The organism is Thermohalobaculum sp. (assembly GCF_058622915.1).
This window is the reverse complement of the sequence record NZ_JBZSYN010000130.1, coordinates 1-13,603: the sequence shown is the minus strand read 5'-3', so window position 1 is coordinate 13,603 and position 13,603 is coordinate 1. Positions and strand designations below refer to the sequence as shown.

The following is a 13,603-nucleotide window of genomic DNA, read 5'->3' as shown; positions in this document are numbered from 1 at the left end:
GGTGACGCGGATCAGCGTGGGAGCGATGAAGCTGCCGGTGTTGGGGGGGGTGAGTTCCTTGGTCACCCGGCCGGCGGCGCGGGCCTCGTCGATGTAGCTGCCGATGCCGGCCTGGGCCTCGGCGTCGATCACCGGGCCGAGGTCGGTGGCCAGATCCCAGGGGTCGGCGAGGTGGAGCTCGTCCATCGCGCCCTTCAGCATCCCGATCAGCGACTCGGCGATGTCCTGCTGGACGTAGAGGCAGCGCAGCGCCGAGCAACGCTGGCCGGCGGACTGGAGGGCCGAGGCGAGGATGTCGCGGACGGCCTGTTCGGGGAGGGCCGTCGAGTCGACGATCATCGCGTTGAGACCGCCGGTTTCGGCGATGAGCGGCGCCCCGGGGGCGAGGGTGCGGGCCATGGTGGTGCGGATGCTCTGGGCGGTCTCGGTGGCGCCGGTGAAGGCGACGCCGGCGATCTTCGGGTTGCCGGTCAGCGCCGCGCCCACCGCGCCGTCGCCGGGCAGGAGCTGCAGGGCGGTGGTGGGCACGCCGGCCTTGTGCAGGAGAGTGACGGCGAGGTGGGCGATGAGCGGGGTCTGCTCGGCCGGTTTGGCGACGACGCCGTTGCCGGCGGCGAGCGCGGCGGCGATCTGGCCGGTGAAGATGGCGAGCGGGAAGTTCCACGGGCTGATGCACACGAAGGTGCCGCGGGGCGCGCCGGCGCCTTCCAGTCGCTCGGCCTCGGCCGCGTAGTAGCGCAGGAAATCCACCGCCTCGCGCACCTCGGCGACGCCGTCGAGCAGGGTCTTGCCGGCCTCGCGGGCGCAGATGGCGAAGAGCTCGGGCGCGTTGGCCTCGTAGAGCTCGGCGACGCGGCGCAGGGTGGCGGCGCGCTCGGCCACGGGCCGCGCCGCCCAGTCGGCGAAGCCGTCGGCGGAGGCGCCGAGCGCGGTCTCGACGTCGCGGGGCGCGGCATCGGTGACGTGGCCGACCACCTCGGCGGGCCGGGTCGGGTTTGTGACCTCGCGCGGCGCGGTGCCCGTGGCCTCGCCCGCGATCATCGGGCCGGCGCGCCAGCGGTGGCTGCGGAAGGGCCGGCGCGCGGCGTCGAGCGCCTCGACCGTCACCGGGTCGGTCAGGTCCCAGCCCTTCGCGGCAATCCGGCCCTTGCCGAAGATGTCGGCGGGGCGCGGGATCGCCGGGTTGGGAATGGCGTTGCCGAGCTTCTCGACCGCCTCCAGCGGGTCACGGGCGATGGTCTCGGGCGGGATCGACTCGTCGACGATCTGGTTGACGAAGGAGGAGTTGGCGCCGTTCTCCAGGAGCCGCCGCACCAGGTAGGCGAGCAGGTCGCGATGCGCGCCGACGGGGGCGTAGATGCGGCACCGCGTGCCCTCGGACTCGTGCACGATCTGGTGCAGCGCCTCGCCCATGCCGTGCAGGCGCTGGAACTCGAAGCTGTCGGTGTCCGCGGCCATGTTGAGCACGGCAGCGACCGTGTGGGCGTTGTGCGTGGCGAACTGCGGGTAGATGCGGTCGGTCATCGACAGCAGCTTGCGCGCATTGGCGATGTAGCTCACGTCGGTCGAGAGCTTGCGGGTGAAGACCGGGAAGCCTGCGAGCCCCATGACCTGGGCACGCTTGACCTCGGAGTCCCAGTAGGCGCCCTTGACCAGGCGGACCATGATGCGCCGGTCGAGCGAGGCGGCCAGTGCGTGCAGCCAGTCGAGCACCGGCGCGGCGCGCGGCCCGTAGGCCTGCACCACGACGCCGAAGCCGTCCCAGCCGCGCAGCGCGGGGTCGGAGATGAGGCCCTCGATCACGTCGAGCGAGAGGTCGAGCCGGTCGGCCTCCTCGGCGTCGATGTTGAAGCCCATATTGGCGGACTTGGCCAAGAGCGCCAGCGAGCGGGCGCGCGCGATCAGCTCGGACATCACCCGGTCGCGCTGGCCGTACTCGTAGCGGGCGTGAAGCGCGGAGAGCTTGACCGAGATGCCCGGATTGTCGCGGGTGTCGTCCGAGGCGCAGGCCGGCGCGATGGCGGTGATGGCGTCGGAATAGGCCAGGTGGTAGAGCCGCGCGTCGCGGTCGGTGCGCGCCGCCTCGCCCAGCATGTCGTAGGAGTAAGCGTAGCCCTTGGCCTCGTTGGCGCGCGCGTTCTTGAGCGCCTCCTCGATGTCGCGGCCGAGCACGAAGTTGCGGCCCAGTTCGCGCATGGCCTGGGCGACGGCGACCCGGATCACCGGCTCGCCCAGCCGGCGCACGGCACCCCTGAGCACGCGCGCGAGCCCCTCGTCGGTCTCGGCCAGCACCTTGCCGGTGAGCATCAGCCCCCAGGTCGAGGCGTTGACCAGCGGCGAGGAGGAGCGGCCCAGATGCTTGCCCCAGTCCGACGGCGCGATCTTGTCCTCGATCAGCGCGTCGATGGTCTCGGCGTCGGGCACGCGCAGGAGCGCCTCGGCCAGGCACATCAGCGCCACGCCCTCGCGGGTGGACAGGCCATACTCGGAGAGGAAGCTCTGCATCAGGCCGACATCGCCCTTGGCGCGCACCGCGCGCACCAGCCGGGCGGCGTGCCCGGAAGCGGCCTTGCGGGCGGCGGCGTCGAGGCCGGCGGCCCCGGCGAGGCCGCGCACGACGTGCGGTTCGTCGGGCAGGTAGTTGGCGCGGATGCGGGCGCGGAGCTCGCTGAGATCGGCGGCGGGGCGGGTCATGGAAGGCACCTCCGGGGGCGTGGTCGATGCGCGCAGCATAGCAGCATGGCACAGGGCGTTCGGTCTTTACACGTGCGCCCGGCAGGCCTACGGACTTCTTTGTGTGATAAATTCGGACGAATTACCTATGAAAAGGCAGGAAAGCGGCAAACTGGACCGCCTCGACCGGAAGATCCTGCGCGAGTTGTCCGTTGACGGGCGCGTCACGGTGACCGAGCTCGCCGCGCGGGTGGGGCTGTCGAAGACGCCGTGCCTGGCGCGGATGCGCCGGCTCGAGGCAGCGGGCTACATCCGCGGCTATCGCGCGGTGATCGACGCCGCGCGCATCGGACTGGGCCACATCGCCTTCGTCGAGGTGAAGCTGACCGAGACCACGGCCAAGGCGCTCGATGCTTTCAACCGCGCGGTGCGCGCGATCCCCGAGGTCGAGCAGTGCCACATGATCGCCAGCCGCTTCGACTATCTGCTCAAGGTCAGGACCGGCGACATGGCCGCCTATCGCGCGGTGCTGGGCGAGCGCATCTCGGCGCTGCCCTTCGTGGCGCAGACCTCGACCCATGTGGCGATGGAGGCGGTGAAGGACGACGCGGGCGAGCTGGTCTGAGCGTGCCCCGCGCAACGGGTCCCGGCCGCGAGCCGGGACCTCCCTGGAGCCGGCGGCAGCGGCCCGAGGCCCCGGGTCAGGCCCGGGGCAGCAGTGATCGCGGCGACGGCGAGGCCCCGGGTCAGGCCCGGGGCAGCGGCGCGCGTCGACCGGCGGATCAGAGCGTCGAGTTGTAGGCGCCGCCGTCCATCACCAGGCTCTGTCCGGCGATATAGCCGGCATGGACCGAGCAAAGGAAGGCGCAGGCGGCGCCGAACTCGTGGGTGGTGCCGAAGCGGCCGGCGGGGTTGCGCGCGGCGCGGTCGGCCTGGATCTCCTCGACGGGGCGCCCGGTTTTCTCGGCGATGCCGCGCGTGGTGTTCCTCAGCCGGTCGGTGTCGAACGGGCCGGGCAGCAGGTTGTTGATCACCACGTCGTGCCTGGCCACCTTGCGCGCCAGCGCCGCGACCCCGCCGATCAGCCCGGCGCGCGCGCCGTTGGAGAGCTCGAGCGTGGGGATCGGCGACTTCACCGAGGCCGAGGCGATGTTGACGATGCGGCCGAAGCCGCGCTCGGCCATGCCGTAGACGGTGGCGTGGATCAGGGCGATGGGGGTGAGCATGTTGCCCTCGACCGCGCGGCGCCAGTCCTCGAGCGAGAAATCGCGGAAGTCGCCGGGCGGCGGACCGCCGGCGTTGTTGACCAGGATGTCGGGCTCGGGCAGCGCCTCGAGCACGGCGGCGCGGCCGTCCTCGGTGGTGATGTCGCAGGCGACCGGGGTGACCGAGACGCCGTGGGCCGCGGCGATCTCGGCGGCGGCGCTCTCCAGCACGTCGCGGGTGCGGGCGCAGATCACCAGCTCGACCCCCTCGGCCGCCAGCGCCTCGGCGCAGCCGCGCCCCAGGCCCTTCGAGGCGGCGCAGACGATGGCCTTGCGGCCGCGGATGCCCAGATCCATGACGTTCTCCCTTGTCGCGCATTTGTGTTGCCGCCCTTCATTTCATGAACGTTGCGGTGTCGTCCAGACTGCGCTCAAATCGGGCCCGGCAAGCAAGGCGGACGAGGCATGTTCGATCTGACGGGGCGGGTGGCGCTGGTCACCGGGGCCGGGCGCGGGCTGGGCCGGGCGATCGTCCGGGCGCTGGCGGCGCAGGGCGCGGGGGTGGTGGCGTGCGGGCGTGCCGCGGCACCCATCGAGGCGGTCGCGGCCGGGATCCGCGACGCGGGCGGGGCGGCCGAGGCGCAGCCGGCCGATCTGACCGACCGCGCGGCGCGCGCGGCGCTGTTCACGACGATTCGCGCGGCGCACGGGCGGCTTGACATCCTGGTGAACAATGCCGGGACGCGGGCGCGGCGCGCGCTGGTCGACTTCGCGCCGGGCGAGATCGAGCGCGTCATGGAGACCAACCTCGTCGCGCCCTTCGAGCTGGCGCGGCTGGCCGCACCCATGATGCGGGCGCAGGGCTGGGGCCGGATCATCAACATCGCCTCGATCGCGGGCGAGATCGCGCGCGGCGGCGATGCCGCCTACACCGCGTCCAAGGCCGGGCTGGTGGGGCTGACGCGGGCGCTGGCGGCCGAGCTGGGGCCGCACGGCATCACCGTGAACGCCATCGCGCCGGGCTTCTTCGCCACCGAGGCGAACGCCCAGATGGCGGCGGACGCCGCGATCGCCGCCTGGCTGAAGGGGCGCACCTCGCTTGGCCGCTGGGGGCAGCCCGAGGAGATCGGCGGCGCCGCGGTGTTCCTGGCCTCGGACGCGGCCTCCTTCGTCACCGGGCACCTGCTGGTGGTGGACGGCGGGCATGTGAGCCATTTCTGAGGCCATGCCAGTGCGGCGCGTCACCGAATCCTGACTGTCGCATCGGGCGACAGGGGCGTAACATGGCGCGGCGGATCCGGGCAGGAGGGGGGCACCCTTGCGGTCCGCATGCTCCGGAGGCCCAACGATGGCCGCTCTCCGCCTCTTTGCCGTCCTCGCCCTGGGGCTGGTCCCCCTAGCCGCCATGGCGGCCGCCCCCGCACCGGTCAGGGCGCACACGGTGACCAAGGACTACAGGCTCGATCTCGCCATCGGCCAGATGGAGCCGATGTATTCCACCCAGGAGGTCGAGGCCAAGCACCTGACCAAGGGCGAGATCATGGTCGGCGGCAAGATGACGATGGCCACGGGCCCGGGCTGGCACCATCTCGAGCTGCATGTGCTGGCACGAAAGACCAGGGCGCCGGTGACCGACGCGCATGTGCGGATCACCGTGATCGATCTGGGGACCAATATGAAGGCGAGCGTGCCGGTGGTGGCGATGTACGGCATCAAGGAGGGCAAGGCCGACTGGCACTATGGCAACAACGTGCGGATGGCGCCGGGGAGATACCGCGTCGAGGTCAGCGCCAACGGCGAGAGGGCGCATTTCATCGTGGTCATGCCGGCGAGCTGAGCGGGCGTTGGGAAAGCCGCCCGGGCGCGGGCTTGGTGGGCACGCGCGCCCACGTGGTCAAGTGATTGATTTGAAAGCAAAAAGATTTCAGCGTGGTGTGCGCGGTGCGCCGCCGGTCCCCGCCCGGCGGCGGGGCCCCCGGGTCGGACGCGCCCCGCCGCGGGCGCTCAGCTCTCGAAGCGGGTCTCGCCGCGGCGGTGCTCGTCGATGGGCAGCTCGAGCAGGATCGGCTGGTGTGCGCGCTGGGCGCAGTGCTGGCGCGGGCACAGCCGGCAGTTGATGCCGATCGGCGTGAACAGGTGCGGCTCGCCGAGCTGGAAGGGCTGGGCGTAGACCAGCTTGCCGGCGTGCTCGATGGAGCAGCCGAGAGTGACCGCAAGGCGGTTGTCCTGCGTCTCGCGGCCGAGCACCGGGCGGTCCACCGTGCGGTTCACCGTGAAGTAGCGCGAGCCGTCGGGCATCTCGACGAATTGCGGGATGACGCGGCCTGGGGTGCGGAAGCACATGTGGATGTCCCAGCGCGGGCAGGCGCCGCCGTATTGCGCGAGGTGGAAGGTGGTGGCGTTGAAGCGCTTGGTCACGTTGCCCGCCTTGTCGATGCGCAGGAAGAAGAACGGCACGCCCTGCGCGCCGTCGCGCTGCAACGTGGTCAGCCGGTGGCAGACCTGCTCGAACGAGAGACCGAAGCGGGCGGCGAGGTGGTCGATGTCGTATCCCGTTTCCTCCGCCTCGGCGAGGAAGGGCTCGTAGGGCATGAGCACCGCGGCGGCGAAGTAGTTGGCGAGCTCGACGCGGCAGCGCGCCTGCTCGCGCGTGCCGCTGACGGCGGCCTCGCGCATCAGCGCGTCGATGGTCTCGCGCTCCTGGATCAGCCCGGCGACATGGGCCATCTGGAACACCTTGTTGGTGTAGTCCAGCCCGTCGGAGAGCAGGATCCGGCGCTCGCGCTCGTCGTAGAAGCGCAGCGCGTGCGGCATGGCCGAGATCGGCACCGGCTCGACCCGGATGCCGAGCCGCTGCTCGAGCTGGCGCTTGAGCCAGCCGTAGAGCTCGCCGGTCTCGACCCGCTCGCCGGCGCGCAGCGCCTCGGCCGCCGCCTCGAGCGGCGCGAAGTGGTTGCGATGCGCGCGGAACAGGTCGTGCACCACCGATTCGGGCGTGGAGCCGGTGAGCCGCTGAGCAGCGTCGATGTCGCCGCCGGTCATGGCCAAGAGCCGCTCGGTCATCGAGCGGTGGTTGCGGTGCAGGTTCATCAGGCTGCGCGCCACGTTGGGGCAGTGGTCGAGCGCGGCGCGCAGCTCCTCGAGATCGGGCCGGGTGGCGGCGAAGACCGGGTCCTGGAAAGCGTTGCGCAGGTCGGCCAGCAGCGTCGGCGTGTCGTCCTTGAGCAGGTCGCGCCAGTCTACGCCATAGACCTCGGACAGCCGCATCAGCACCTGCACCGAGAGGCTGCGCTGGTTGTTCTCCAGAAGATTCACATAGGCCGGGCTGACGCCGAGCGCGCGCGCCATCTCGGCCTGGGTCTGGGCGTGCTCGCGGCGCAGCTGGCGCAGCCGCGGGCCGACGAAGTTCTTGCGTGTCTTGGGCATGGGGGCCGGACTTTTTCCGCTGTGTGGAAGTTTGTTTACTTTAGTTACAACTCCGCGCCTTGTAAACCACCAGCACAACAGATCGACCCGGTTTGCGTCGCCTCCCGGCCCTGCCGCGTGCTAAGGGCAAGCCGGAACGCGCCCCGAATGCGCCCTCGAATGCGCCCTGGCGGCGCGCCGCGAATCACGAGAGGACCCACGATGAAAACCGGCTTCACCCATCTCTTCATACCCGGCCCGACCAACATCCCCGAGGATGTGCGCCGCGCGATGAACGTTGCGATGGAGGACATGCGGGCGCCGGACTTCGGCGAGCTGACCAAGCCGCTGCTCGCCGGCCTCAAGCGCATCTTCCGCACGCGCACGGGCCGGGTCTTCATGTACCCCTCCTCGGGCACCGGCGCCTGGGAGGCGGCAATCACCAACACGCTGAGCCCCGGCGACAAGGTGCTGATGAGCCGCTTCGGCCAGTTCAGCCATCTGTGGGTCGAGATGGCCGAGCGGCTGGGCCTCGACGTCCACGTCATCGACTGCGCCTGGGGCACCGGCGTGCCGGCCGAGGACTATGGCCGCGTGCTCGAGGCCGACAAGGGCCACGCCATCAAGGCGGTGTTCGCCACGCATAACGAGACCGCGACCGGCGTGGCCTCGGACATCGCGGCGGTGCGCGCGGCGATGGACGAGGCCGGGCACCCGGCGATGCTGTTCGTCGACGGCGTCTCCTCGATCGGCTCGGTCGACTTCCGCATGGACGAGTGGGGCGTCGACCTCGCGGTGGCCGGCTCGCAGAAGGGCTTCATGCTGCCCGCCGGCCTGTCGATGCTGGGGGTGAGCGAGAAGGCGCTCGAGGCAGCGAAGACCGCCACCATGCGGCGCGCCTATTTCGAGTTCGCCGACATGATCCGCATGAACGCGGACGGCTTCTTCCCCTACACGCCGCCGACCCAGCTGTTCCACGGGCTGAAGGCCTCGATCGCCCGGCTCGAGGCGGAGGGTCTGGAGAACGTGTTCGAGCGCCACTTCCGGCTGGCCGAGGGCGTGCGCCGCGGCGTGCGTGCCTTGGGGCTGACGCTGTGCGCCACCGAGCCGCGCTGGGAGTCCGACACCGTCTCGGCGGTCGTGGTGCCCGAGGACGTGGACGCCCGCGAGGTGATTCGCGCCGGCTACGAGAGCTACCGCGCCTCGTTCGGCTCGGGGCTGGCGCGGCTCGCTGGCCGGGTGTTCCGCATCGGGCACTTGGGCGACCTGAACGAGGGCACCTGCCTGACCGCGCTGGCCATCGCCGAGATGGCGCTGGCCGACGCGGGCGCGCGCATCGAGCTGGGCGCGGGCGTCGCCGCGGCGCAGGCGTTCTATCGCGAGAGCCGCTTGAACGGCGCCGCGATGCGGGTTGCCGCCGAGTGAGCCCCGGCCGCTCAAAGCGGCCTGGCTAGGCAACATCCGGGGCGCAAAATCTGGGGCGCCGCTCGCAGGGGCGGCGCCTTTTCCCTTGCAAGCGACGCATTGCCTCTGGTCTGTGCCCGCCTGCATCTGGCATGGTCCCCCTAGTCACCAGCGCGGCGGGTACGGACTCGCCGCCAGTTATGGGAGGACGTCATGAAGACACGCGCCGCGGTCGCCTTTGGCGCCGGCAAGCCGCTCGAGATCACAGAAGTCGAGGTCGGCGGGCCGAAGGCCGGCGAGGTGATGGTCGAGATCCGCGCCACCGGCATCTGCCACACCGACGAGTTCACGCTGTCGGGGGCCGACCCGGAGGGCGCCTTCCCGGCCATCCTGGGCCACGAGGGCGCGGGCGTGGTGGTCGAGGTCGGCGCGGGCGTGACATCGCTGAAGAAGGGCGACCACGTGATCCCGCTCTACACGCCCGAGTGCCGCGAGTGCGACTACTGCCTGAGCCGCAAGACCAACCTGTGCCAGGCGATCCGCGCGACCCAGGGCCAGGGCGTGATGCCCGACGGCACCTCGCGCTTCTCGACGCCCGACGGTGAGAAGATCCTGCACTACATGGGCTGCTCGACCTTCGCGCACCACACGGTGCTGCCCGAGATCGCGCTGGCGAAGGTGCGCGAGGACGCGCCGTTCGACAAGATCTGCTATATCGGCTGCGGCGTCACCACCGGCATCGGCGCGGTGATCAACACCGCGAAGGTCGAGATCGGCTCGCGCTGCGTCGTGTTCGGCCTCGGCGGCATCGGCCTCAACGTCATCCAAGGGCTGCGGCTGGCGGGCGCCGACCAGATCGTCGGCGTCGACCTCAACCCCGGCCGCAAGGCCCAGGCCGAGGCCTTCGGCATGACCGACTTCGTCAACCCCAAGGAGGTCGACGGCGACGTGGTGCCCTATCTGGTGGACCTGACCAAGGGCGGCGCCGACTACAGCTTCGAGTGCATCGGCAACGTCAAGACCATGCGCCAGGCGCTGGAATGCGCGCACAAGGGCTGGGGCGAGTCGATCATCATCGGCGTGGCACCGGCGGGCGCGGAGATCTCGACCCGGCCCTTCCAGCTGGTCACCGGTCGGGTCTGGCGCGGCACCGCCTTCGGCGGCGCGCGCGGGCGCACCGACGTGCCGCGCATCGTCGACTGGTACATGGAGGGCAAGATCGAGATCGACCCGATGATCACCCACACGCTGAGCCTCGACGAGATCAACAAGGGCTTCGAGCTGATGCGGGCGGGCGAGTCGATCCGCTCGGTCGTGGTCTATTGACGCCCCAGCGCAGGAGACAGCACGCATGGCCCGCGATACCCGCATCGTGACGCGCAGCGTCACCGTCGCCGCCCCGGCCTCCGAGGTCTGGCGGCTGATCGGCGATTTCCACCGCATCGACACCTGGCACCCAGGCGTGGCCAAGTCGGAGCGCGCCGTGATCGGCGACGACGAGTTCCGCGTGCTGACCACCACGGACGGGGCGCGCATCCTCGAGCACCTGATCTGGCACGGCACGCATGCCTATACCTACGCGATCGTGCGCAGCCCCCTGCCGGTGGCGCATTACGAGGCGAAGCTCGAGGTCAACACCGTGGGCGCGGGAACCGAGATCACCTGGAGCGGCAGCTTCACGCCGACCGCGGACAACGCGGAGGAGGTGACGGCGGGGATCTACCAGGCCGGGCTGGACGCGCTGAAGAAGAGCTTCGGCGGCTGACCGGGCGTGCGCCGCGGCCGGGGTGCCGGCTGCGGCGCATCGGGCTCGGCCTTGGGGCCGGGCCTCAGGCCCCCGCGGGGACCAACCGCGCGCGGCCGCGGTTGGAGATCTGCAGATAGACCTTCTGCCCGGGCACGAGGCGCGGCTCGGGGCCTTGGACCACGGTCTTGAGCTGGCCGATCTCGTTGCGGAACACGTATTCCATGGCCGTCTGCTGGGTCAGCCCCTTCTCGGCCAAAGCGCCGGCGGTGGCCCCGGCCAGTGCGCCGACGCCTGTGGTCAGCAGCCGGCCCCAGCCATGGCCGCCGATCTCGTAGCCGAGCAGGCCGCCCGCGGCGCCGCCGATGGCGCCCCCGGTGACGTTCTGCTGCAGCTGGTCGTGCTCCTGCAGCTGCACGGGCCGGGCGCTCTCGATCCAGCCGACCTCGGTGCGCATCACCTCGCCGGCCTGGGCACCGGTGACGGTGTTTCCGCTGATCTGGCGGGCGCAGGCGCCCAGCGTCAGGCTGGCGGCCAATGCGCCCGGCACGAGCACGGCAAGTCGGATCTGGGATCTCATCGCGTCACTCCTTCGCATCGGCGTCTTTGCATGCTCGGCTGCAGCTTGCGGCTCACACTCAAGATGCAGCATCAACGCGCCGGGGAAAAGAGTCCGGCGCGTCGCACGGCGAAAAATCATCCCACGCCGGGCGCGGCGGAAAATTCGCTCCTGCGGCGGTGGCGGTCTTGCCGATTAACGCGGGGCGGGCTAGGTCCCGGCGGTGTTGACGTGAAGAAAGAGGGCGCCACCCATGTCAATCCCGCAGCAGGGCGGTGGGCCGATCGAGAGCCGCGAGGACCTCGTGGGCTATTTCGAGTCCGCCTGCAAGCCGCGGCAGGCCTGGCGCATCGGCACCGAGCACGAGAAGTTCGGCTACCGGCTGAGCGACCACAAGCCGCTGGCCTATGAGGGCGCGGCCTCGGTGCGCGCCATGCTGGAGGGGATGCGCGACCGCTTCGGCTGGACCGCCGTGGAGGAGCGCGGCAACATCATCGGGCTGGTCAAGGGCGACGCCAATATCAGCCTCGAGCCCGGCGGGCAGTTCGAGCTGTCGGGCGCGCCGCTCGAGAACCTGCACCAGACCTGCGACGAGGTGAACACGCATCTGGCCCAGGTGCGCGAGGTGGCCGACGCCATCGGCGCCGGCTTCATCGGGCTGGGCGCGGCCCCGATCTGGCGCCACGAGGACATGGACACGATGCCCAAGGGCCGCTACGGCATCATGCGCCGCTACATGCCCAAGGTGGGCTCGCGCGGGCTCAACATGATGTTCCGCACCTGCACGGTGCAGGTGAACCTCGATTACGCCTCCGAGGCCGACATGGTGCGAAAGCTGCGCGTCGGCCTGGCGCTGCAGCCGGTGGCCACGGCGCTGTTCGCCAACTCGCCGTTCTGGGAGGGCCGGCCCGCAGGCGTGCTATCCTATCGCGGCTATTGCTGGCAGGACCTCGACCCCGACCGCACCGGAATGCTGCCGTTTGCCTTCGAGGACGGCTTCGGATTCGAGCGCTATGTGGACTATGCGCTTGATGTGCCGATGTATTTCGTCTACCGCGAGGGGCGCTACATCGACGTCGCGGGGCAGTCCTTCCGCGACTTCCTGAAGGGCGAGCTGCCGGGCCTGCCGGGCGAGACGCCCACCATGTCGGACTGGGCCGACCACCTGACGACGCTGTTCCCCGAGGCGCGGATCAAGAAGTTCATGGAGATGCGCGGCGCCGACGGCGGCCCGTGGCGGCGGCTGTGCGCACTGCCGGCGCTGTGGGTGGGGCTGGTCTATGACGACGCCGCGCTCGACGCCGCCTGGCAGATCGCCAGGGACTGGACGGCGGAGGAGCGCGCGCAGCTGAGGGTCGAGGCGGTGCGCGTCGGGCTCAAGGCCAGGATCGGCGGGCGCACGCTGAGGGAGGTCGCCCGCGACGTGCTGGGCGTTGCCGAGCAGGGCCTGACGGCGCGCGCCCGGGCGCACGACTTCGATGGCGACGAGGCGCATTTCCTCAACGCGCTCAAGGAGATCGTCGAGAAGGGCCGCACCCCCGCCGAGGAGCTGCTGGAGCGCTATGAGGGCGCCTGGGGCGGCGATCTCGACCGCATCTACGCCGACTACAGCTATTGAAGCGGCGACCGCTGGGCGCGCCCACCTCCGGTCCCATGGGGCTCAGGCGGGGCGGGAGCCCCGTGTTCACCCGGGTGAACATCGCCGGCCGCGGACCCCGTGTTAACAACGGTTGACAGGAAATCCGTTAATCCTAGGAAAGTCGCGCCGGACGCCTCTGCGCGCCCCGGCATGGTTAATTCTTATAGTCGGACTGTAGGAGTTTACGGCCTTGCGCCCGGCTTCGGATCGCCGGGCGATGGCGGGGTGGGGCGTGAGCGCCCGCGGGAGCTTTTCAACAACATCTGCCAGAGTCCGACCTTCGACGACCGTCGGCCGGGCGTCGCTCATGCCTGTCGAGCCGGCTGCGTCACAGGGGGGCAGGACGGCCAGCCGCAGGGGTAGAGACCGGCTGTGCGGTCTGCGCACGGGTCCGGGGCGCGACGATGGCCCTACCGGCGATAGCGCTTTGGTGGCTGGGGGTTGTTGGCGGGGTTGGTGTCGTGCCTGGACAGCCGAAGGATCGTCTTGCCGTCCACGAGCGGCTTCAGGTCCGCTTCCAGCGCCTCCGCCCTGGCCCTGGCGTAGACTTCCTCGCCGTCGACATAGAGCGTGAAGGAGTTGAGGTACTTCGCCTTCTTCCGAGGGTCCTCGATTGTCGCCTTTGTCCAGGCGTAAAGGGGGTAGTGCTCCGGCCCCTCTCGCTCCGCTTCGCTGACATAGGCCGCAAAGGCGTCGTACTGGCATTTCAACGCCGCCTGATGCTTGCGCAAGACCGCGCGCAGGGGTGCCAGCGCCGGATCATCGGCGCCCGCGCGCGCCGCTGCGGACAAGGCGTCGTCCAGATAAAGCCGCAGTTGGTACTGCCACTGGTTGCCCATGCGCGATCTCCTTGGGCGGTTCCGGTCGATGCAGACGTCGTCGTCCACACCCCGCACCACCTAGCCGGCGACGGGGTGCGGGTCAAAATCACGTTCTCGAGGCGGATCCGACCCGCTTGCCCCGATGACCGCTTC

Annotated in this window: 12 protein-coding genes; 7 read left to right on the top strand and 5 right to left on the bottom strand. The window is 70.5% G+C overall.

The window, feature by feature from the left end:
• Nucleotides 1-2,694: bifunctional proline dehydrogenase/L-glutamate gamma-semialdehyde dehydrogenase PutA (putA, locus tag AC32QD_RS10085; protein ID WP_492010366.1), on the bottom strand; the 2,694-nt coding region annotated here is incomplete at its 3' end.
• Between the two features lie 127 nt (nucleotides 2,695-2,821).
• Between putA and AC32QD_RS10080 the strand changes: the two genes are divergently transcribed.
• Nucleotides 2,822-3,298: an Lrp/AsnC family transcriptional regulator gene (locus AC32QD_RS10080; protein ID WP_492010365.1), complete on the top strand. Its 477-nt coding sequence runs from the start codon at nucleotides 2,822-2,824 to the stop codon at nucleotides 3,296-3,298.
• Nucleotides 3,299-3,455: 157 nt separating this feature from the next.
• On the opposite strand, the gene AC32QD_RS10075 is transcribed toward AC32QD_RS10080, so the two are convergent.
• Entirely contained in the window at nucleotides 3,456-4,235 is a 780-nt protein-coding gene (locus AC32QD_RS10075; RefSeq protein ID WP_492010364.1) for an SDR family oxidoreductase, read from the bottom strand.
• 108 nt (nucleotides 4,236-4,343) lie between these two features.
• Between AC32QD_RS10075 and AC32QD_RS10070 the strand changes: the two genes are divergently transcribed.
• Nucleotides 4,344-5,099 (top strand): SDR family oxidoreductase, encoded by a 756-nt coding sequence (locus AC32QD_RS10070; RefSeq protein ID WP_492010363.1) that lies wholly within the window; start codon nucleotides 4,344-4,346, stop codon nucleotides 5,097-5,099.
• Nucleotides 5,100-5,226: 127 nt separating this feature from the next.
• Nucleotides 5,227-5,715: a hypothetical protein gene (locus AC32QD_RS10065; RefSeq protein WP_492010362.1), complete on the top strand. Its 489-nt coding sequence runs from the start codon at nucleotides 5,227-5,229 to the stop codon at nucleotides 5,713-5,715.
• A gap of 167 nt (nucleotides 5,716-5,882) precedes the next feature.
• Here the strand turns inward: AC32QD_RS10065 and AC32QD_RS10060 are convergent, their stop codons facing one another.
• A complete protein-coding gene (locus tag AC32QD_RS10060) occupies nucleotides 5,883-7,304 on the bottom strand; it encodes a helix-turn-helix domain-containing protein (RefSeq protein ID WP_492010361.1) in 1,422 nt (473 codons plus the stop codon).
• Nucleotides 7,305-7,505: 201 nt separating this feature from the next.
• On the opposite strand from AC32QD_RS10060, the gene AC32QD_RS10055 reads away from it, so the two are divergent.
• From AC32QD_RS10055 to AC32QD_RS10045, 3 genes are all read left to right on the top strand, one after another.
• Nucleotides 7,506-8,708, top strand: a complete 1,203-nt coding sequence (locus tag AC32QD_RS10055) for an aminotransferase class V-fold PLP-dependent enzyme (RefSeq protein WP_492010360.1) — start codon at nucleotides 7,506-7,508, stop codon at nucleotides 8,706-8,708.
• A gap of 192 nt (nucleotides 8,709-8,900) precedes the next feature.
• Nucleotides 8,901-10,013 carry an S-(hydroxymethyl)glutathione dehydrogenase/class III alcohol dehydrogenase gene (locus AC32QD_RS10050; RefSeq protein WP_492010359.1) on the top strand — a complete coding sequence of 371 codons (1,113 nt, stop codon included), beginning with the start codon at nucleotides 8,901-8,903 and terminating at the stop codon, nucleotides 10,011-10,013.
• Nucleotides 10,014-10,038: 25 nt separating this feature from the next.
• Nucleotides 10,039-10,452, top strand: a complete 414-nt coding sequence (locus AC32QD_RS10045; RefSeq protein ID WP_492010358.1) for an SRPBCC family protein — start codon at nucleotides 10,039-10,041, stop codon at nucleotides 10,450-10,452.
• Between the two features lie 64 nt (nucleotides 10,453-10,516).
• Here AC32QD_RS10045 and AC32QD_RS10040 read toward each other — a convergent pair whose 3' ends face one another.
• Nucleotides 10,517-11,011 (bottom strand): hypothetical protein, encoded by a 495-nt coding sequence (locus tag AC32QD_RS10040; RefSeq protein ID WP_492010357.1) that lies wholly within the window; start codon nucleotides 11,009-11,011, stop codon nucleotides 10,517-10,519.
• 232 nt (nucleotides 11,012-11,243) lie between these two features.
• Between AC32QD_RS10040 and AC32QD_RS10035 the strand changes: the two genes are divergently transcribed.
• A complete protein-coding gene (locus AC32QD_RS10035) occupies nucleotides 11,244-12,608 on the top strand; it encodes a glutamate--cysteine ligase (RefSeq protein ID WP_492010356.1) in 1,365 nt (454 codons plus the stop codon).
• A gap of 431 nt (nucleotides 12,609-13,039) precedes the next feature.
• Here AC32QD_RS10035 and AC32QD_RS10030 read toward each other — a convergent pair whose 3' ends face one another.
• Nucleotides 13,040-13,468 carry a hypothetical protein gene (locus tag AC32QD_RS10030; RefSeq protein WP_492010367.1) on the bottom strand — a complete coding sequence of 143 codons (429 nt, stop codon included), beginning with the start codon at nucleotides 13,466-13,468 and terminating at the stop codon, nucleotides 13,040-13,042.
• Nucleotides 13,469-13,603: the final 135 nt, after the last annotated feature.